At 52.5% G+C, this 19,967-nt stretch carries 19 protein-coding genes and 3 pseudogenes; 14 read left to right on the plus strand and 8 right to left on the minus strand.

All coding sequences use genetic code 11. The annotated features are described in order from the left end of the window. The first annotated feature begins 188 nt into the window (after nt 1-188). The 4 genes and pseudogenes from APH35_RS29265 to APH35_RS28780 form a co-directional block, all read left to right on the plus strand. A complete protein-coding gene (locus APH35_RS29265; protein WP_256213722.1) occupies nt 189-1,127 on the plus strand; it encodes a hypothetical protein in 939 nt (312 codons plus the stop codon). A 175-nt stretch (nt 1,128-1,302) separates the two neighbouring features. Beyond that, complete coding sequence (locus tag APH35_RS05370) at nt 1,303-1,545, plus strand: hypothetical protein (protein ID WP_060514342.1); 243 nt, start codon at nt 1,303-1,305, stop codon at nt 1,543-1,545. 94 nt (nt 1,546-1,639) lie between these two features. Then, nucleotides 1,640-2,241: pseudogene (locus APH35_RS05375) on the plus strand (hypothetical protein). Between the two features lie 20 nt (nt 2,242-2,261). Beyond that, a pseudogene (locus tag APH35_RS28780) lies at nt 2,262-2,351 on the plus strand (AAA family ATPase); the annotation flags it as partial. Between the two features lie 140 nt (nt 2,352-2,491). Here the strand turns inward: APH35_RS28780 and APH35_RS05385 are convergent. Together APH35_RS05385 and APH35_RS05390 are read right to left on the minus strand one after the other, a co-directional pair. Beyond that, the gene (locus tag APH35_RS05385) at nt 2,492-4,018 is read right to left on the minus strand and encodes a phosphorylase family protein (RefSeq protein ID WP_060514345.1); all 1,527 of its coding nucleotides are present in this window, start codon (nt 4,016-4,018) and stop codon (nt 2,492-2,494) included. A 52-nt stretch (nt 4,019-4,070) separates the two neighbouring features. Next, nucleotides 4,071-4,889 carry a WYL domain-containing protein gene (locus tag APH35_RS05390; protein ID WP_218187670.1) on the minus strand — a complete coding sequence of 273 codons (819 nt, stop codon included), beginning with the start codon at nt 4,887-4,889 and terminating at the stop codon, nt 4,071-4,073. Between the two features lie 356 nt (nt 4,890-5,245). Here APH35_RS05390 and APH35_RS05395 point away from each other — a divergent pair, with 356 nt between their 5' ends. The 4 genes from APH35_RS05395 to APH35_RS05410 all read left to right on the plus strand — a co-directional run bounded on the left by APH35_RS05395 (nt 5,246) and on the right by APH35_RS05410 (nt 8,273). Beyond that, nucleotides 5,246-6,190, plus strand: coding sequence for a CBASS oligonucleotide cyclase (locus tag APH35_RS05395; protein WP_060514347.1), 945 nt, complete (start codon nt 5,246-5,248; stop codon nt 6,188-6,190). Next, the gene (locus APH35_RS05400) at nt 6,187-6,678 is read left to right on the plus strand and encodes an HORMA-1 domain-containing protein (protein WP_060514348.1); all 492 of its coding nucleotides are present in this window, start codon (nt 6,187-6,189) and stop codon (nt 6,676-6,678) included. Before APH35_RS05395 ends, APH35_RS05400 begins: the two co-directional genes overlap by 4 nt. Further along, the gene (locus tag APH35_RS05405) at nt 6,675-7,571 is read left to right on the plus strand and encodes an AAA family ATPase (protein WP_060514349.1); all 897 of its coding nucleotides are present in this window, start codon (nt 6,675-6,677) and stop codon (nt 7,569-7,571) included. Before APH35_RS05400 ends, APH35_RS05405 begins: the two co-directional genes overlap by 4 nt. 141 nt (nt 7,572-7,712) lie before the next feature. Then, nucleotides 7,713-8,273 carry a 3'-5' exonuclease gene (locus APH35_RS05410; RefSeq protein WP_060514350.1) on the plus strand — a complete coding sequence of 187 codons (561 nt, stop codon included), beginning with the start codon at nt 7,713-7,715 and terminating at the stop codon, nt 8,271-8,273. A gap of 16 nt (nt 8,274-8,289) precedes the next feature. Here APH35_RS05410 and arfB read toward each other — a convergent pair whose 3' ends face one another. After that, nucleotides 8,290-8,703: an alternative ribosome rescue aminoacyl-tRNA hydrolase ArfB gene (arfB, locus tag APH35_RS05415; protein WP_060514351.1), complete on the minus strand. Its 414-nt coding sequence runs from the start codon at nt 8,701-8,703 to the stop codon at nt 8,290-8,292. Nucleotides 8,704-9,012: 309 nt separating this feature from the next. Between arfB and APH35_RS29270 the strand changes: the two genes are divergently transcribed. The 3 genes from APH35_RS29270 (at nt 9,013) to APH35_RS05430 (ending at nt 10,958) form a co-directional block, all read left to right on the plus strand. Next, complete coding sequence (locus APH35_RS29270; protein WP_082425699.1) at nt 9,013-9,339, plus strand: hypothetical protein; 327 nt, start codon at nt 9,013-9,015, stop codon at nt 9,337-9,339. Further along, nucleotides 9,339-10,517, plus strand: coding sequence for a hypothetical protein (locus APH35_RS05425; RefSeq protein ID WP_060514353.1), 1,179 nt, complete (start codon nt 9,339-9,341; stop codon nt 10,515-10,517). Before APH35_RS29270 ends, APH35_RS05425 begins: the two co-directional genes overlap by 1 nt. 72 nt (nt 10,518-10,589) lie before the next feature. Next, nucleotides 10,590-10,958, plus strand: coding sequence for a histone-like nucleoid-structuring protein, MvaT/MvaU family (locus APH35_RS05430; protein WP_060514354.1), 369 nt, complete (start codon nt 10,590-10,592; stop codon nt 10,956-10,958). 198 nt (nt 10,959-11,156) lie between these two features. Here the strand turns inward: APH35_RS05430 and APH35_RS05435 are convergent, their stop codons facing one another. Genes APH35_RS05435 through APH35_RS05445 form a run of 3 tightly spaced genes read right to left on the minus strand, consistent with a single transcriptional unit; the run spans nt 11,157 to nt 15,699 of the window. Then, nucleotides 11,157-13,568 carry an AAA family ATPase gene (locus APH35_RS05435; RefSeq protein ID WP_060514355.1) on the minus strand — a complete coding sequence of 804 codons (2,412 nt, stop codon included), beginning with the start codon at nt 13,566-13,568 and terminating at the stop codon, nt 11,157-11,159. Next, complete coding sequence (locus APH35_RS05440; protein ID WP_060514356.1) at nt 13,565-14,269, minus strand: ABC-three component system middle component 1; 705 nt, start codon at nt 14,267-14,269, stop codon at nt 13,565-13,567. Before APH35_RS05440 ends, APH35_RS05435 begins: the two co-directional genes overlap by 4 nt. Beyond that, on the minus strand, nt 14,266-15,699 hold the full coding sequence (locus tag APH35_RS05445) for an ABC-three component system protein (RefSeq protein WP_060514357.1): 1,434 nt from the start codon (nt 15,697-15,699) through the stop codon (nt 14,266-14,268). The genes APH35_RS05440 and APH35_RS05445 overlap by 4 nt, the downstream gene beginning before the upstream one ends. A gap of 760 nt (nt 15,700-16,459) precedes the next feature. Here APH35_RS05445 and APH35_RS05455 point away from each other — a divergent pair. Beyond that, on the plus strand, nt 16,460-17,143 hold the full coding sequence (locus tag APH35_RS05455) for a metallophosphoesterase family protein (RefSeq protein WP_060514359.1): 684 nt from the start codon (nt 16,460-16,462) through the stop codon (nt 17,141-17,143). 196 nt (nt 17,144-17,339) lie between these two features. Here the strand turns inward: APH35_RS05455 and APH35_RS29680 are convergent. Then, nucleotides 17,340-17,503, minus strand: a pseudogene (locus APH35_RS29680) (IS21 family transposase); the annotation flags it as partial. A 38-nt stretch (nt 17,504-17,541) separates the two neighbouring features. Next, a complete protein-coding gene (locus tag APH35_RS28785) occupies nt 17,542-17,856 on the minus strand; it encodes a hypothetical protein (RefSeq protein WP_156341198.1) in 315 nt (104 codons plus the stop codon). 417 nt (nt 17,857-18,273) lie between these two features. Here APH35_RS28785 and APH35_RS05460 point away from each other — a divergent pair, with 417 nt between their 5' ends. Beyond that, entirely contained in the window at nt 18,274-18,642 is a 369-nt protein-coding gene (locus APH35_RS05460) for a hypothetical protein (protein ID WP_060514360.1), read from the plus strand. Next, nucleotides 18,632-19,927: a relaxase/mobilization nuclease domain-containing protein gene (locus APH35_RS05465; protein WP_177335351.1), complete on the plus strand. Its 1,296-nt coding sequence runs from the start codon at nt 18,632-18,634 to the stop codon at nt 19,925-19,927. Before APH35_RS05460 ends, APH35_RS05465 begins: the two co-directional genes overlap by 11 nt. Nucleotides 19,928-19,967: the final 40 nt, after the last annotated feature.

The following is a 19,967-nucleotide window of genomic DNA, read 5'->3' on the forward strand; positions in this document are numbered from 1 at the left end:
TCGAGCTATAGGCCTGGTGCTCACTGATCCAGATCAGGTGAACCACAGAGTTCCGGACTTTCCTGAGTTGTCGTCAACTCAACCCATCACTTATCGGATCTGAGCACCAAATATCGCGCAACGGGCTGCTACGCTGAGACGTACTGAAAGATAAGGCGTTTAGCCACCACGGCCACAACGAGGTGTTTATGTGCAACGCATGGAATCACCCACTAAACTGTACCTGCGGCTGGGGCGGGGAAGGACACTCGGGGAGATCGACCTTTTCCTATTTCGTGCCCGCTGCGCAAAGCTGGTGGCCACGTGCGCTAACGAACACATACGACAGCTACGTCAATCCTAATGCCAGCTGCCCTGTGTGCGGCGCGGCTGTATTCTTTTACCAATCGCCCAGTGGTGGCCGGGTCTTCTTCGACGAGTTAGGCCCGCCTTGGCCTAAGCACCCGTGTACAGACAACGCCAGCCGCCCCGGAAAACTCACTTCTGCCCCGAGCGTCACCACCGAAGCTGCCACCTATACTCGGCAACGTTCAGGCTGGCAGCCGTTCGCTATCGAGTCGATCATTGGCATCGACAAAGACTTCCACCCGTGCACTGACAACGCCAGCCGCTCCGAAAAACTCGCTTCTGCCCCGAGCGTCACCACCGAAGCTGCCACCTATGCTTGGCAACGTTCAGGCTGGCAGCCGTTCGCTATCGAGTCGATCATCGGCATCGACAAAGACTTTCTCAAGATCACGGGTATCCTGGATCACCAGCGCATTTGCCTCTACATCCAGCGGCTGGTCGAACACCATCTGCACACTCAGGCATTTTCCGAGAAAAGCCTGGCCTTGGTTAAAGCCAACCCTGACACCAGTCTGCAGCTGTCGATCCTCCTGCCCCATGGCGTGCCGATCACCCTCACCGCCTTCCTGCTGCTAGCGGATGCGCGAAGTGACCTGACCCAGCGGATCAAGGCAAAGAAAGCCCAAACCACCGCCGCTCATTCCACTGTAGCGGCGCAGTCGAGCAAACGCCCGAACGCCCTCAGCCGTCAGCCAAACCGCCTCCCCCAGCAGCCTCCCGCCAAGACAACGATGGCCCTTGCCTTCAGAAAGGCGCAAGAAAAGAAAGACAACGCCTAAGCCGATACACACGCTCATCGACCGGCCTTCGCGTAATTGGACGTTATGGTGAATCGGCCCGCACAGTTATCCATCGCCTGGTGACTCTGTATGACCATCCTGGTCGCCGGGTGCCGTGGTTGCGCTATACCAGCAGGGTGGGGCATGGCCTGACGGAAGAGTGGAGGGGCGGCGTATGCGCACAGCCATCGAGCAGGAGACGTTGCAGGCATTGGTCGAAACCAGGACGGCGCGGGAGTTTCGCGTGTTGCGCGACGGTGAAGCCTGGCGCCTGGAACTACGCCTCGGCGTGAAATGGTTGCCGGTGCGCTCAAGGCGTGAACCTGTGAGGTATTGGCGCTCGCTGACGGCAGTGGGGCGCTTCTGTGAAGGGCTAGGTGCGGATTCCACGCGCACTTGGACAGTGATTTCCCACTGACCCAGCCCGCGTTCAGGCAGGCAGCAACGCAGGACTATTCACTACCATCGACCTCTTTTATCGAAGCGAAGAGGTCGTCGTGGAGCGTTTATCCATGCGTAAAATCCGAGAGGTACTACGTCTAAAGTTCGACGCCGGCCTGTCCGTGCGCAAGATCGCTACCCTTCGCATCAGCAGCGGCAGTGCCGGCAATTACTTGCATCGCTTCAACGCCTGCGGGCTGACTTGGCCAACGGTATTGTCGGACGCCGAACTGGAACGATGCCTGTTCCCGCCAGCGCCGACCGTCCCCAGCGATCAACGCCCGATGCCCGACTGGGCATGGGCTCACGCCGAACTGCGCCGCCCCGGCGTCACCCTGGCCCTGCTATGGCAGGAGTACCGCCTCAGCCACCCGCAAGGTTTTCAATACAGCTGGTACTGCGAGCACTACCGGCGCTGGGCCGCCAAGGTCGACGTGGTTATCCGCAGCACGGCTTCCGCGCCTGCCTGGGCATCTTGCGCCTGAGCAAACAGCACGGCGAAGAGCGGCTGGAAGCCGCTTGCCAGCGTGCGCTGGCGCTGGGCGCGTGCAGTTACAAAAGCCTCGAATCGATCCTGCGCCAAGGCCTGGAGCGCCTGCCACTGGCCCAGCAGAATCTGCCGCTGCTGCCCGACGAACACATCAACCTGCGCGGCCCCGGCTACTACCACTGACCTAAAAAAGGAGCACCCAAATGCTACCCAATCCGACTCTGGACAAGCTGCAAATCCTGCGCCTGCACGGCATGATCAAGGCGCTGAGCGAGCAGCACGCAACGCCGGATAACGGCTGTTCTGCAGCGTGGGTGTCTTCAGTCACGTTGATGCCTCCGTGTTCACTCCGGCGATTCCGCCGGAGCAGGTAGCCTTGTATGGAAAAAGCGCCCACGACTGCAGGGCGCTTACTCCAACGAGAGACGATAATTCAGAGAGTCAGTTTGCGAGTCCATCCGTGCGTGGCGTAATCAAGGGTCACAATGGCAGCCGCTTCGGACGCCACTTTGTGGAAGGTGTTGTCCTTGCTTTTGTCACCGTAATCGCTGATGCCGCGTACCACCAAGACGGGCACGCTCTGCTTTTCGCAGGCATCGAAAACGCCATATGCTTCCATCTCGGCGACCACTGCTTTGTCGTGAAGCTCTTGGAAACTCTCGAAAAGCTTCGGGTCTCGAATCAGTAGTTCGCCAGAAGCAATGGTTGCTGGGGATACCTTCAGATGGGCCGCGACCTCGCCGGCTTTGGATTCAGTCGGCATCGCGAAACCAAGTTCGCTCGCACGTTGTTGCAGGCGATCAGGTAAGGACGCGGTTGCAAAGTAAGCGTTTAGATCTTGTTGGGTAGAAAGCCCAGGTCGAGGCATCTCCGGTCGCGCGGCAAGCTTGTCACCGGCGAGCGCTGCCGCCCCTTCGTAGTACACGACACGCTCGGACAAAATGACTTCACCGAGGCTCAGCTTTTTACGCCGGCCCGCTGCAATCCCCATCATCAGAACCTTTTTAGGCTTCAGCTCTGAAAGGAGAAGCGTTGTGATGGCGGTTGCATTGACGTTGCCAGCATTGCCCAGAGAAGCGATGACGCAAGAAAGTGGGCCGTCAGCTCGCTGAATAGTTACTCGCCAATAGTGGACGCCGTGGGCGGTGAAACGGGCTGGAACATCTTCGCCGACACCGAACACTTTTTTTGCAGCTGCCAATTCAATGGCAATAGCTGTGATCACCAGAAGGTCAGGAGACCGTTCCGCTTCTCGGGCCTCAATTTCAGCATGGAAGAGGCCTATGGAGAGCTCAGCGATTTTGTCCAGATCGTAGATGGGTTCCTGCAAAGACATGCTATCCAGACGTCCTTTCACTTGCTCGCCGGTGAGGGGAAACATCGTCAGGGGCTCTTTGAAGAAGTTTGAGTGCAGGCCGAGCGCTCCTTGGCCGTCCTCGCTGAACCCACCCAGCTGGAGGTCGAATGGCAGCACGGGAAGCTTATGTCTGCGCATTTTGCGGGCGCGGTCTGAGACACCCTTGCCGCCACCCAAGGCAATCATCGCTGTTGCGACTTCAACTTGCTCATCACCAATGTTCCCGCCGGTGATCACGTCATCCTCGAGATAAGTAATTTCCGCGAAGTTTTCAGCCGAGAGTCGGCGGATGAGCATCCGCTGCTCTGGAGTCATTTTTTCCTGCATGGCCGACTTAGAAGTCACAATTTTCAACTGGCGGGCAGGGGGGCAACCAGCCAACAGCTTTTCCGCCTCGTACACCACCGTCCAATCGAAGGTCAGCGGGTCACCAACTTCATTGGTAGGGAGTCCTGCGAGGTAGACGACGAGTCCACCCTGTGCCGCCAAGACGCTTTTGGTGACCGCGCGAGTGAAGTCGTGCGCGAGATCGATCGAGGCCTTCTCTGTCTTTTTGGAGATGCTGCCCGCAATCAGAATGAATTCATTTTCAAGCTTTGCCATCGTGACAATTCCGGTAGCTGAGATGTTGAGTGTTGGCTGATTTTTCTAGAGGTTAATACTGGAACAGCGCCTTGATCTCATCCTTGTTCTTGAGGGCGAGCTGGATGACTTCGGGCCTCTGGTCAGCCTGATCGTCATTCAGGTTGAGCTGGAACAGGAGGTACAGGAGGAGCGCTTGCCGACATTCGACGTGCATCTCACCGTTCTCCATCAGGAAGTCGGCCTCGATCAAATTGCGCTGGGTGGGTGTGAGACCTGGGTGAGGGATGAGAACCACGTCCACCATCTTGTGCCAGGCGTAGTCCTCATCAGCCCGGTCGCGATCTTGACCACCATATTTGCAGTGTTTGATACGGGTCAGAGAAAAGTCCCGGAAGTCCTTACGTTTGTGGCAGTAGGCCCGGACGTGCCAGCGGTTCCCGTCATGCACCAACGCATGGGGAGACAGCCGCCGCTCCCCACCTACAGGGTCGTTCATGGACTGGTAGAAGACCTCGACATATTCCTTGTCGCGAATCGCGCGGAGGATTTCCCCAACGATGTCGGCGTTCAGGCGACGACCCAGCTTGGGTACAGCAGCGACAGGGGATTGCCAGTTCAGGAAGCTGCCATAGGGAACCTCTGACTGCACGGCGACGCGAAGCAGATCTTCCAGGTACCGCTCAACTGCGCTGGAGGGGAAGACTGCCTTAAACGAGTCGGTCGCCCGGTAGACCCTGGCCCGGGTGTCGTATTCAAGGTTGCTTTCGGCGAGTTTTGCGTACTCAGTGATATCCAGGGACGCTTGGGGTACAGAGATTCCGAAGAAGTCAGTGAGGCTACTTCGGTTGATCTGACCATCCCACCGCAGTCGATAGTCGATGAATTCCAACCGACGTTCCTGGCCCCAACGTGCTCCTTGCCGTCCCTTGCTGGTGGGTTGGTCGTCCGTGGGTTTGGACTCGTTTGTCATGATCGAACCTCAATAGCGTATAAAAACTAGACTGAATCTAAAAACTATGCGTATAGTAATCATACGCTAGCGAGCTGCGGTTCGCAATTTTCCCTGCCGAGATCTCTTAGAGGGTTACGGATGGTCTGGGGGAGGGGGTTGAACTGCAGCGAGCCGTAAGGGGTGATTCGGGCCAGATTCTCGAGTTGCCGCGCCATCTCATCCGTCGGCATGTGGTGTAGCTGCTGGTAGGGATGCTTTGCGACTAACACAACATTTCTAGGAGGAGAAGGCACATGCCACTCACCAACACTCAGATCAAGTATTACGACAGTAACGTGCTGCGCCTGCCGAAGGACAAACGGGAGACCTACAACGCCCAGGTCGACCGGCTAATCGCAGCGCTGAAGGACAGCCTGAAGAAGCAGGACAAAATCACTATCAAGAAGGTGGTAAAGGCCGGCTCTTTTGCCAAGCACACCATCCTGCGGCCCAACGCTCAGAACCCGGCCGACGTGGACGTAGTTTTCTACATCAGCGGCCAGAAGGTGGATGAAGAGACCTTCGCGACCCTCAGCCAAAAAATCTACGATGCGCTGGTAAACCTGTACCCCAACAAGTCTGTTGAAGACTTTGAAATCCAGCGCAAGGCAGCGAAGGTCACCTTTGTGGGCACCGGGCTGGAGGTTGATATCGTTCCGGTCATCGAGAACCCGAACAAGGATGGCTACGGCTGGCAGTTCGATCGTATCGATGGCTCGAAAACTGAAACCTGCGCACCGTGCCAAGTGAACTTCGTAAAGGTTCGGAAGGATGAAGATCCGGACTTTCGCACCCTGGTGCGCCTCGCCAAACGCTGGCGTACCTGGAAGGAAGTGCCACTAAAGTCCTTCCACATCGAGCTGATCATGGCCCACGTGCTTGAAGTGAACGGCAAGGCTGGCTCGCTGGAGAAGCGCTTCCGGGACTTCCTGCTGTACATCGTGCAGTCCGGACTCAAGGAGGTCATCAAGTTTCCTGAAAACGGCTGGGTGCCGCAATTCAAGGATACGGTAGTGATCATCGATCCGGTATGCGACACGAACAACGTCGCGAGTCGTATCACCGAGGACGAGCGCAAGGAAATCGTTCAGCTCGCCGAGGAGTCGTGGGAAACCGCGAACTTCGCTTCGATGGAGGATGACTTCGAGGTGTGGAAAGAGCTGTTCGGCAAGGGCTTCAAGGTGGAGGACGCAGCATGAGTTCTACCTCCACCCAAACCAGCACCTTCACCACGACTGATATTGAAGCGGTCATGCGGCGTATTACTGCTGACCTCGTAATGATCGCGTCCAGCAGCGGTGCGATCACTGAAGCCGAGGCTCGTGAATGGGGGCATGACATTGAGGTTCTGGCCAAGTACGGCTACCTCGAGTATGTCGATATCACCTTGTTGAGCTACGGAGTCGAGTACAAGGCTGCTCGATTCTACGTCAATGAATCTGGCTTGCTTGCGAACCAGCGGCCAGGAAGTGCCCTCTGGCCAAGACTTTCGAACCCAGAACTGCGTATCGTTCTCGCCACCACTGACGCCTACGATGCGAGAGCTCAGGAAAAGATGGCCGGCAAAATGAAAGGCAGTTGGTCGACCAGTTACGCAGATATTTCTCACTCTCAGCTGACCCAGAGTGGTGGGCGTGAATACTCCAGCAATGGCTATGGCATGGAACGTAAGGACTATACCCGATGAGCACTACCACCGTTTTTGACTCGGCCATTGAGCTGCCGGACATCCAGCTGACTGATCGCGAGAAAGTCTTGCTCGGGTTTGCTGGCCGCTATGAACGTGTGCAGAACCAACTCCAGCTGTTGCTGAACCAGGGCCAGTTGTCCGAGTGGAGCAAGCAGCACCATAAAAATGTGCTGCCGATCTGCAACCTCGTGGCCGATCAGTATCCCCTGGTGATCTTCCATGGCGACGTCGGTACCGGGAAAACTGCAACAGCGGAGTGCATTGCTAACCGTATCGTCCGAGACTCTCGCGCTGAGGACTCGGTACTGTTCAAGTTGAGCAACCGCGTTCGTGGTTCCGGTAAAGTCGGCGAGATGGGCACTTTGTTGACGCAGGCTTTTGCAGAGGTTGCTGAGGCTGCGGGTAAGAAGCGCCGGGCAATTCTGATCATCGACGAAGGTGACTCGATTGCGGCTTCCCGATCGCAAAGCCAGAGTCACCACGAAGACAAGGTGGCAGTAAACACCTTGATTCAGGGCGTCGATGAGCTGCGTAAGTACGGCGGCCGCATCGTGGTGATCTTGTGCACCAACCGACTTTCCGTTCTGGATGCGGCCCTTCGCCGTCGTGCTGCCATCGTTGAAGAGTTCACTCGTCCGGATGCAGCAGAGCGGAAAGAGTTGTTCAGCATGGATCTTGCTGGTATGGGCCTTTCGGATAAACAACTGACCGACTTGGCAACTGTCACTGGTGAGCGCAACGGTCAGCCAGCGTGGACTTACTCTGATATCCGGACTCGCCTGTATCCATCGGCAATGGCGAAAGCCTTCCCAAATCGCCCGCTGGAGTTTAAGGATCTGACCGAGTCGATTCTGGAGATGAAGCCATCCCCGGTCATGGAAGACAAGTAAGCGGCTGATGGTTTGATTGGGACGGAGGAGGGGGCTTCGCTCACACTCTTTACCGACTAGTTCAGTGATCTTTCCAGGGGCTTGGTGTCTGGTAGTGGTACGCGCGGTAGTCATCCAGACATCAGCTCAAACGGAGTAGTTATGAAAGTCGAAAAAGAAATATTCGTCTCGGTCGACATCGAGGCATCGGGCCCTATCCCGGGTAAGTACAGCATGCTGTCGATCGGCGCGTGTCTGGCGTCGAATCCGGCCGAGCAGTTTTCATGCTTGCTGAAACCCATTTCCGAGGCGTTCGTTCCGGCTGCGCTGGAGGTCACAGGGTTGTCGCTGGAGAAGCTTCGCAACGAGGGCTTGGAGCCTCGTGATGCAATGGCACAGTTCAAAGCGTGGGTTGAGTCACTCGCCGGCGCTGGCCAGACGGTCGTGTTCGTAGGGTTCAACGCTTCCTTCGACTGGAGCTTCGTGAACTACTACTTCCATCTGTACCTGGGTGAGAACCCTTTTGGCATCGCAGCACTCGACATCAAGTCCATGTTCTTCGGTACCGCTCAGTGCACCTGGAAGTCGACTCGGTCGAGTGAGATTGAAAAGGTTGTGAATCCTGAAAACTCTGGCAATCATGATGCGTTGGACGATGCAGTGTACCAGGCAGAGCTGTTCAATTTGATTCGAGAGAAGCTGGTAGCTAGTAAGCGTTCATAGACTTTTCTGGAGGGGGCTAGAACTCCACCTTGCCCCGACCCGCCTTGACAGTGCTGCGCCTGGCTTTTCCTTCGAGGCGGCGGGTCTTCGAGCCGAGGGTCGGCTTGGTGGGACGGCGCTTCTTCTCGGTCTTGCCGGCAGTGATGATCAACTCGACAAGACGCGCCAGTGCGTCAGCGCGGTTCTGCTCCTGGGTGCGGTACTGTTGGGCCTTGATGATCAACACGCCGTCGCCGGTGATGCGACTGTCACGCAGCGCCAGCAGCCGCTCCTTGTAAAACTCGGGCAGCGACGAGGCGGGAATGTCGAAGCGCAGGTGCACGGCACTGGACACCTTGTTGACATTCTGCCCACCTGCGCCTTGCGCACGGATGTATGTCAGTTCGATGTCGACATCTGGCAGATGCACGTTATTAGAGATGGTCAGCATGGTATGGCCCTTGTGATTGTCCTTAATTATCACAGCCTTCGCCGCTCGCCCACAGAACAAAAGACGTTTGACTTCAACCACACTGATCGAGACGCCCCACTCCGTCATTGCCAATTCAGCGGCCTAGAGCGTGATCGGTAGGCTCGTCAGGGCCCCTTTGTTGCGAGGGGCAGCGATGCATGGATCGCGCTTTCCGCGTAGCGGGCTCGTTGTTGCTCTTCGACCGGGCGTTCAGCTTGGCAAAGTACCTTTTGCAGCCTATGGCGCCTTTTGGTTGTCTGTGGGGTATTAGCTCACGAGATCTGCGCTATGCATCCAACGACACCAGACGGATGCTATTTCGTTGTCAAAGGTCAGCTCTGGCGCTGCACGAATCTCTCACTGAGTGAGCGCGAGCGGCAACGCCTTGTGCATGACAAGATGGATGCTCGACGAGATGTCAAAAGGGCCAAGCGCGCTGACGATTCGAGCATGCTTAACTCTGCATGTTCGCGGGTGAATGTTGCCAAAGTAGGGCTGGGCGAGCGGGGGGTCGTTTGGTGGGACGACGGCAGCCCTGACTACAATCGTTGTCGGGTGGAACTTACGCCTTACGCTGACTGGTACAAGGTTTTGGATGCCACAAAGGATCATTGATGTACGTCGAAAAGAGCTTCACTCCTCAACAGCTATTTGAAATGGTGTGGACACGACCCGTTCTGATCATCGCTAAGGAAATAGGTGTCTCAGATGTGGGCTTGTCGAAGGCCTGCCGCAAAGCGGGTATCACGTTGCCCACCCGGGGCCACTGGGCCAAGCCAGCCTCGAAGCGCCCGCGTCGTCCAAAGCCCCCAGCCTCTACCACTCCTATTACGTTTCACGTTCTGGATGTCCAAAAGGCTGCCAAGCTGAAACCAGAAAATCCAGTCAAAGACCCTAGTACGTTGATCGTACCAACGGAGTTATCTGACCCCCATCCTTTGGTAAAAAAATGGCTGGCGGCAGCGAAGAAAGCCAAGGTGCTCAACAGTGCACTGGTATTTGACAAAACAAAGGTATTGAGCTCGCACATATCCCGGAATGAGGTGGGTCGCTGCGCGCTACTCTATGACAGTTTGATCAAAGCCAGTGAGTCGTTGGGGTACACCTGGGGTATTGGTAGTAAAGGTAGTTTCGTGCGAGTCGACGGGGAAGAGCTACTGATCACGATCCAGGAGCGCATAAAACGCTTCGATATTCCACCGTCGCCTCTCAAACCTTTCAAGCCTGGACAACGATGGGAGCCTGACTTTACTGCGATGAGAGCGGCTCGCTTTGGGTGGGAGCCTACTGGCGTATTTTCCCTCGTCGTCGATGCAAGATCCGAGGTTCTCATTCAAAAAACTTGGACTGACAGCAAGACAGGGAAGCTTGGGTCGAAGCTTGGTCAGATCCTGACAGGTTTCGTTCGTATTGCCGCTTCCGTGAAAGCCCAACGTTCATCCGATGAAGCTAGTCGCCATCGATGGGCTGAAGAGGAGCGAGTGCGCAAAGAGAGGATTGACCAGCAGCGTCGTTTGGACAAGCTGCGTCAGAATTTGATGAAAAATCTAGAAAGCTGGGAGCGCGCTCAGCGGCTGCAAGCATTCATCCAAGCGACGGTCGAAGGTTCACCCCCGGACGAAGCAACTCAAATGGCATTGGCGATGTGGGTTAGCTGGGCTGGAGAACAAGTCGAGCTGCTTGATCCATTAAAAGTAGATATCCAGAAAGTTATTGACCTGTCCGTGGATTTGCAGAACTCAGAGTATGGTTACTGGAGTAATAGCAAGCAAGTAGAGGATTGGTGGCCCTGATTTTCATTTGGGTTTGAACTTAAACTGCGTTAGGATTCTCTTAAGATCACCCACCCATTCCGGAGTGCACACATGTCGCGACTGGCAGAGTTTAGACAGCTTGAACAAAAATTGGCCGCCCAGTTGGCTGAACTGGAAGCTATGAAGGGGAGCAGTGAGCTTCAGAAAGAGATCGAGTTTGAGACCAAACTGCGTGATCTGCTGAGCAAATACGGTTACAGCCTGCGTGACATTATCAACATCTTGGATCCTCAGGCCAACCGTCGCGCTGCCGCTCCTGCAGTTGCAGAGAAAGCCCCACGTCGTGCTCGTCAGGTCAAGCAATACAAAAACCCTCACAACGGTGAGGTCATCGAGACCAAGGGTGGCAATCACAAGCTACTCAAAGAGTGGAAAGCCAAATATGGTTCGGATGAAGTGGAATCTTGGCTCGCAAGCTGAGGTAACGATTTCTCAGAAAGCCATCCTGCGATGGAGGCTTTTTTGAGCACACATCAGCATCAGGCCCGGCTGATTACGCTAGACCGCCCCGCCCATCTGGGCGGGGTTGTGCGTATAGGAAGCGCTGATCAACCAGTGTTTCCTGAAAGTTGATAACGGCTCGTCTCCTTTCAATCTGATTGCTCATTCTCACTCCTATTAATCGCGCCTCGGTTTCTGATCCTGGTTAGGCGTTGGAGATTTTACGAGCGCACGGTACACATAACTGTTGGTAGGTTCATATTCTTTGCGCTGCATAAGATTAATAATTTTCACCTTTCCACTGTGCTTGATGTACTTGTAGGTAAAATATCGCGCAACCTTATCTTCATGCGTGGACATGATAATTTGTTTGTCGCTGAAATCATTGCGTAAAAGTTCTACAAGCGACGACATATTTATGTCATCCATTGTCTGCACTGGGTCATCTATGAGTATCGTGGAGAATCGCCGGGCGTAGACGCGGTTTAGGGCGAGGGTGAGCGCGATGACCACTGCTGAGATTTGGCCAGAGCTCATAGTGTTTATAATGTCGTGGTCTGTCGCCCAATCTGACACCAACCGCACATTTTTAAGTACATCATGACCCTGCGGGTCTTTGATGAATACCCCTTGCCCATCCCCAGCTTGATGGCTTTGAAGGATTTTGCCGGAATATATGAAAAAAGGGATTTCAATATCGGTAATCAGTTTTTTTCGATACTGTCCTATTTGTGTGCCAACAACATCTATGAGTTTTCCGGTGTCAGTCAGTGCTAGGTCAAGAAGCGTTTTTTGGTCTTCGAGCTTAAGCAGTCGCGCTGCCACCTCAGTGAGTGAGCTGAAATATTGAGATTTAATGAACCGCTCTTTTCGATCAAGCTGAGCTATGTCGAAGCTGCGAAGCTTGTCACTTTCACGTTGGAAGTAATCTAAATAAATCCGTTCGTAAATATCAGTGCCAAACGACTCCGTGTAACCGTCAGGTGACGGGCCAATCCGTCCTCGGATTCGTTCAGATAGTAAGTCAGCCTTCTCTGAAATATAGGTCTGTCCGCCTGGTACAGGGAGCGCCGGCGCGATGAGATCTAAGTCATGAATACCTTCGCTTACCAGCCAACTGCGTAGACGTTCCACTCGGTCTTTGTTGGCCGCCGCTTTCGCGATTCTCGACAATTCGTCTTGCGACGGAGGTTCTCGCAGTTGTAGAAAATCGTCGCACGCCTTGAGCAGAGGTTTGAGTTGATTGTTCTCGAATTTTTCCCGCGCTGTAACCAATTTCCGGTCTTGGTCGCCCAGCTGGCTGCGCAAAAGATACCCATGGTCGGTAATTGCTTTGTCCAATGCATCATGAGTTGCATAGTCATGGCCACAAAGACCACACGTAGTCTCTGTCGGGCGCGCCTGCATACTTTCATGCATTGCCGTATGATGCTTCATCAGTTCAGTATAAATGGACGTCAGTCCCATGAGCTTATCTGTGAGGCCGATCAATAAGCCTACATCATTGATGAACACATCAGGGAAGTCGACGTTCAGAATCTGAAATAGCTTAGTCGATTCCAGGTTTTGCTGTATGACTTTAAAGTCACCACTATTGAGTATGTCGCGTGATCGCTTGACATATTGATAAGTACTATAGTCTTTTTCGATTTGCTGGTAATGCTGGTAAGTGCCTGCATAACCCACGTACTGCTCCATGAGCTCACGCTCTTGTGCTGCTCGCTGATACCGTCGTGAGCGCAGGAAGAAGTCTCGATGAGTAAACAGACCGTATATCTTTTGCAGTTCAGCAATCGCCTTGGTCATGCGATCTTCGTTGAGCTGGGTAATAGTCGGACGATCCCAGAATGGGGACTTTTCACCGGTCAGCCAAGGCAGGGCATAGACGTGTTGCTCGGTTTCTCCTGCCGAGAGGTCATTGACTGCCTCCAAGTTGTGCAGGGTTCGAATGTTATCTATCTTGGTGTTGATGTCTCGGCGTGCTGTAAAAAGCCGTCTCTTGACGTCCGTAAGCTTTTGAAGTTTCTGCTCTGACTCATAAGTGTCGCCAAATAGGTTGGCTAATTTTTCAGCCCGCTGCGCCTCGTTATTAGACTTAAGGAATCGAGAAGTATCTTCTTGTTCAATATAGTGAAATAGTAGAAAGTCGCGCGCAAAATCCTTGCTATTGAAGAGTTGGTCGAACTCCCTGTTGTCCACAGGCTTTTCTTGAGAACCAACAATCTCATGAATTTCCCATAGAGCCGAAAAATTGCCAATACGTCTTGCTGAGTTTGCGAGGTTGCGCTTGAGCTTTCTCCGAAACGTTCGTCTTTCCTCGTCTTCGTCCAGAAACTCTATGGTGATCTCAACGTCGCTTTGGCCATTATGGGCTACAACGATGTCAGCAGGATTTTGCCGACCTTCCAGCACAATCAGTCTACGAATGTTACCAGTGATGGCCAGCTCAATAGCGTCGAAAACCGTTGTTTTCCCGTAGCCATTGGGGCCGTCGAGCAAAACTAGGCGATTATTATCGAAGTTGACCGTAAAAGGTTCGCCTCCATATATCTTGAAATTTTTAAGAGTCATCTTGCTTAATGTAATCATGCTTTATTTCCCCAGATCGATTCGACGTTCCCAATGACCGAATCGTCTGTCCAGTCGGCTGCCAAAATCCACTCATACGTTTCGGTCAATGCATCTGGAAGGGCTGACTCGATCTGTCCTGTGAGATTTTCTAGTTTTTGTTCTTGGGGGTGGTAGGAGAGGAAAGATAGCTTCAGCATTACCCTTACGATTAGATCATATAGACGGTGTCGATCTCCGTTCTGGTGCTTGAAAGCCAGGAAATCCCTTCCGTTATTGGCGTTCAGGATATCGTTAATGATGTCGTTCGTGAGTGCCGCGATGGCATTGCTGGTCAGGTAAGCGTTGAGCGCAGCTAGCTCTGATGAAGAGAACTTGATTACATTTTTTTTGAAGTTATAGGGGTCTTCTTCAAGGGCGAGTACCAAGTCATGATTCAAGCCTAGGGAATCGAGGCAAATGAGCATGGTGCAATTTTTCTCGAAGTACAGTTCAACCTTGCCCGCGCTTTGAATGTCCTCAAATATTTCTTGTGCCGTCTTATCAAGAAAATGTTGTAACGCTTGGTCGCTGTTGTTGTCGAGGTGGATGGTTAAGAAATATTCTTCTCTCAGGCTGCTTTCGGCTTTGTACAGACTGAAATCAATAAATTGGTTGGACAGGTCAACATCCACCAGCGTGAATCGGTTACTTGCCATAATGTTGTTGAGGATTGTTATCATTTTGCAAGCACGCCTTTAGCTTGTTCTAGAGGAAGGAGGGTAATCAATGGCAATATATCGTCACGCTTGGCACGTTGATCCTCACCTGCTGCCCGTGGCGGGTTTGTACTTTTGTCGAGATCCGGTGCGAATGGATGTACCTCAGTGCCGCAATAAATGAGATTATGAACCTCGTAGAGTAGCTCGCCAAGGCATGGATTAGTGCTGAGTTGCCGGATCGTATAGCTGATCTTACCAACTGGTAGTATGGTCGTCGGAAGATAATTTTGTGGTGGGGTTGTGGTACATTTATATGAAAATCGAAAACGCTCCGCCTCTTGCGCTAAACGAGAGAAGTCTATTTCGTGTAGGATCCTCAATAGGCACAAGCGAATACCCTCGCGGGACACATTGAAAGCGTTGTAGGTGTTGTTGCCACTATCCAAATGCAGTTGGGGTGAAAAATGCCTGTAGTGTTCCCAGAGTTCTAAAGGAGGAAGAGAAAGGAGCAGTTTCTGTGCAGCTTTCAAGTTGCACAGTTTCGGGGCAGGGTGCGGATAATATTCTTCATCACCAAGATAGTCGTCGATCAACTGAGAGAAGAGATCCTTGAATCGGCAAGCGATATAGTGTTTGCTCACGTCCTCATGGTCAAAGCTAAGCGCATCAATGATTTCTTGAAATTTGATCGGCTTGGCGAGTGCGTCTGTTTTCGTCTTGTGACGATCAATGATATAAGTGTCAATGACGCCGAGAAAGTAATCGAGTGCTTTTTCCAGTTGCTCAGGAGTTATCGGGATTCGCCGATTTTCTAGCGCAATTGAAATTTGATTTTTTATTTTAGTGTTGATGTCGCCGAGATCGCAGTATGCTTTACCGTCTTCATAAACGAAACTTGCTAGGCGGTTAAGGGCGTCACTTTTTTGATTGGCGATGTTTTCCATAACTTTAGCTAGGGCGTCAGCATCTAAGCCTGGTAGCGATGCTTTGAGGATCGACGTTTTTTTCTTGAGGTTGGTTCCACCTGCGGCAGCGGTTTCAAGAATGGTAGTCCCTTTCTTAGGGTTACTCTTCCTATATTCTGTTAGCACGATGTTGACGTCGTTTTTTACCGATGCCTGTAGACCTTTGAAGTTAGGGCGATCATTAATCTTTCTCCAAGTGTGGATATAACCCAATACTCCAGTATTTTTGTGCAGTTCTATAGTTAGGCCAAAAAGGGCATCTGAGTAATCTTCAAATGTACTGGAATTGTATGCCTTGACCTGATGGAATGAGACGGACTGCCCATTAACCAAGATCTCAAAGTCCTCGTTGGCTTCGAGCATCAAGTCTGTTGTAGAGAAATCATGAGCGGCTGGCTGAGCATTGATCAACGTCAGCGCATAATGGAGAGCGACTTTTCCCTGGTAGTTGAAACCGCTCCAGGAGGGTGAAGCATCGAAAGCCATCAGACAATCTCCAGCACCATCACCAAAAAATTTGCGAGGGCAGGGAGACCAATTGGCGAACGCTGGCGTTTCCCTACGCTGCTATAGATCATAAGAGAAATCCATGGCAATTTGCCATTTTGCCAGAGAGCGAGTGACGGCCTACCCGGCAGCGGCAGAAATCTGAGATTGAGAATAGTTATCGCTTATGCATAATTATTGCTAAGGCACAATTTTTAGTAATTTCCTAGCCTTGGATCAGCCCCTACTATTTGGCTGGTGATCCCATCTACAAGGACACGAGCAATTTACGTGGTGACGCGAAAGCCGGCTTCCTCCCGAATTCTCGATGGGGCTGTAGCATCTGCATCCTTCCGTCTCAGCACTGCATCGGTTATTCGGGCAGGAGCCCGCCTAAGGCTTCACACTCGCTGCTACCAGTTCCGCTATGCCTTGCCGCACGGCATCAATGTTGTCGTCGAGGGTCGTCAGGGCACCGTTCACATTCCCAGCCACACTGCTTGCTCCTCGATCACTAACCCATTTGGCTAGCTCTTCGACTGCGGCGCGTAACGCGTCCTGGTTGTGGCTAAGGCGTTCAAGGACTTCCGCAGCTGTCTGTAGCTCTTTCATGATTAGTGAGTCCCGTTGAGGTTGGCAGCAGACGTTGTATCACGGTTTGCATCTGTAACAGTGAGAGTCTGCCTGGGCGGATGGTATGCCTAACGGACTGACTCACCGATGCGTTAACCTATCAAGGTGCTGCAGCAGGATTTAAGAAATGATTTGGTTTCTGGGCGATGTTCATGGGCGCTTTGATCATGTGATCCGGCTGGTGAAGCTCCATCGCCCCGAGGCAGTGGTCTTCCTGGGTGACCTCGAATGCAGTTTGCCCCTAGACATGATCCTCCGTCCGATCCTCGAGCTGACAGAGATCTGGTTCATCCACGGTAACCACGACACCGATAGGCCGGCCTACTGGCATAACCTTCATGGAGACAGCCTCTCTGATCGAAGTTTGAATGGTCGGGTAGTGGAGATAGCTGGCCATCGCGTGGCTGGGCTGGGCGGGACATTTGAGGCTCAGGTCTGGTTGCCCGGTAGCCCCGATACGGGAATCCAGAACTATCAGGGTTTCCTCGATCGCCTGGCTCTTAGGCCGCAGCACGCAGACATCGTTGAGACGAAAAAGCAGCACGCGCTTTCAGCAATCTACCCGGACGACTACTTCGCACTCGCCATGCAAAATGCGGACATCTTGGTCTGTCATGAGGCGCCCAGTTGCCACCCGTACGGGTACTCTGAAGTCGACGACCTTGCTCAGTCCATGGGCGCGAAGATGGTTGTGCATGGTCATCATCATGACTGCTTGAATTACAGGTCGGATTGGCCAAGGCTGGGATTTGAGGCTTACGGCGTGGCGTTCAGATCCATCATGACCGTCAACGGAGAGGTCATCAGCTGACTGGTGGTGAGTGAGCTTTAAGAGCTTGGCTTGCGATCAAACAATGAGGAATTCGGTGTTAAAGACAGCAGGGCATGGAGTGACTGTATAATGCGGTGAGGAGAGGATGTACCTTTGGATGAGGCTTCATGACTGCGGAGTGATTTACACTGAGCACTCATACGATTCCTCATCAGACCGGTGCCTGGGCCGCCGGTGGGTAGTCCTCCAGCCAGAAGGCATGGCTGGCACAGAGCCTCATGTGTGCGACCTGGACATGCCGGAGAACACCATCAATCAGCACCGTTCCTCACTCCAATCGAGCTGGAAGGCTTCGCTCAAAAATGCCAACGGCACAAAGGGGCGCACGGTTTTGCCTTGTTCATCCAGTGAGGAGTGCGGCGTGGTTAGCGACCGTATCAGTATGGCTCGGGCGGTGTGAAATTCAATATTCCCGCCATCATGTTTTTAGCTTGTAGTTTACTTGAGCATTTTTGGCGGCGCTCTAAACTGTCGAGGACTTCAGGCGAGTTTAGGTGAGTCGCCAAGGCCAGCTTGTTAAGCAAGGTACGGAAGTGCTCTAGTTGCTGGAATTCAATTGAGTCGATTTCAATAAATCCATGGTCTGCGTGTCTGGATATTAACGTCTGAAGTCGCGTATCTATCCAGTGGTCAATGTCATGGGCGGACACTTTATGTAGTGTGTGGCCTTTGTTAGAGCTGTCTTTGCGCATGGGGCGTGTCCGCTCGGAAATGTGATGACTGTTAAAGTCTGCCTGTGGAGCATAATTTGGGGCTAGTCCCGGGGCGCACATTTTTATCGCTACCCATTGTCTGATCGGGTCGTCAGTAGGCCCGGAGAGGCCAATACTGGGCCAGTGTCGTTTTACGTAGGGCCTGTGTTGACCCTGGCCGAGCCGCCATTGGCTAGCATTGGGACAGATGTTTTAGTGATATACACGATTTTTCTGGGGGAATATTTTTTTTGATTCTGAAGCTATGCGAAGAAACAAGTTATGTCGGTGATATACGCCGACGGTCAGTTTCTTTCGAAATATCCTGATGCTCACACCCTTGTGGGGTTGCGCTGGGTGTTGCTCCAAGAGCAATACTTAAGAAGTAGATATGGTCTGTGAGTGGAAAGGTGCTGTATGAGAGATACGCTTCTCACCCCTAAGCCGATTAAACCGGCTAAAAAAGATAAAAGCTTGCTGATTCGCATGACCGCTGACGAACGTACTATTTTTGATGAGCGACTCAAGGAGTCAGGCTACAAAGCTGCTGGAGCCTTTGTCAGGGACTATGTAATAAATTCTAAACCGAAACGCAGATACGTAATTGTTCCTCAAGCTCAGAAGGCCAACGAGCATCTCGTTGAACTTGCGCAGATGATCTTGGATGACGAAGAAAAGGAGCTGTTAATAAAAAAGATCATGCACGTTGCCGTTAATATTTTTGGAGAGTTGGAAGGTATTAACCTTGCTGAAAATGGCGAAGAGGGCGAGAGCTATGATTGGTAAGATTTTAAAGTCTTCAACTGGATCTAGCGCTAATCGTATCAGATATGTTTATGGGTCGAAGAAGCACGATCACGACCTTGTTGGGATTAAGACGATCGATACAAACTGCTTTGCTTTTTTTCCGGAAATTGGCATGCGGAAGGGCGGTGCGGAGGATCTCGGTTGTATGATCTTGGACATGGATGTTGCTACAAAATTGAAGATTGGTGAGCAAGGGCAGCCGAAGAGGAATTTGAAGCCGATATTCCATGCGGTTCTTTCACTGGATGTCGGCGAATCGCTCACAGATGAGCAGTGGAGGCTTGCTGTACGGCACTATCTGAAGGTGATGGGTTTCAGTGCTTCGAATAAATATGCGGCAGTCCTTCATCCTGATACTGGGAATCAGCACGTTCATATTGTAGCGAATCGCATTCGCTACGAGCCTGGCTTTAAGATGGTTCATGATAAAAACAACTTTGAATTAAACCTCCAGGCGATAAGCGATATAGAGTGCATGTTTGGCCTCAAAAAGGCCCCAAGACCAGAAGAGAGTTGGAATATTGCTGTTAGAAGTAGAGAGGTGCAAGGGGCCGCACGGGCCCACGCCATGCCTTACAGATCCCGTCTTGCTGCAAGGGTTGGAGCTTGTGTCGAAAGCACCAAGGAGCGTAACGGAGATATTATCAATTTTGTTCGGGCTTTGAGGAGGCAAGGCGTCTATGTCCATCTGCGATATGACAGTCAGGGCCAACCGAAGGGGATTGGATATGAATTCGAGGGGCGTGTCACTTCCGGAAAGACTTTGAAAAAAGCTCGATTTACTTTTCAAAAACTCACCTTGCAGGAGGGTATCAGGTATGAGCCGTATATGCTTCTACAGTTACAAACTGAGATTTCAAAACGAGTTCCAACGGGTAAAGGAAAGTCTAATCCAGCAGAGCAGCGCTACTGGGTCAACCGAGGTTGGGTCTACATGTACTTCGTCCCGGAAAACACCGCTCGTGCACCCTTCATCAAACTCAAAGTGAAAAAATCCGGGGCTCAGGTCAGGCAGGAGATCGCCCATGAGGAAGCGATGGCGCTTATCAGGGCAATTTTACAAATCCTGGCCGCGCTTTTTGGTGCCGCCGCCGGTTACTCGGCTAAGCCTGGCAACCCAAGGGGCAAAGCGTACGCTGAATACGATCAAGAGAAAGAATTCCCATTCTCGCTTTCCAATGAGCCTGATGGCGATCCACTGCATTCCCCTCTGGCTGCCAAACTCTCATCGTCGAGTGTGGGGCAGACAGCAGAATTGGCATGAGTGGGTGACCTGAGGTTTAGGACAAAATTAGTACAAAACC

This window comes from Pseudomonas sp. NBRC 111132, assembly GCF_001320565.1.
Taxonomy (GTDB): Bacteria; Pseudomonadota; Gammaproteobacteria; order Pseudomonadales; family Pseudomonadaceae; genus Aquipseudomonas; species Aquipseudomonas putida_P.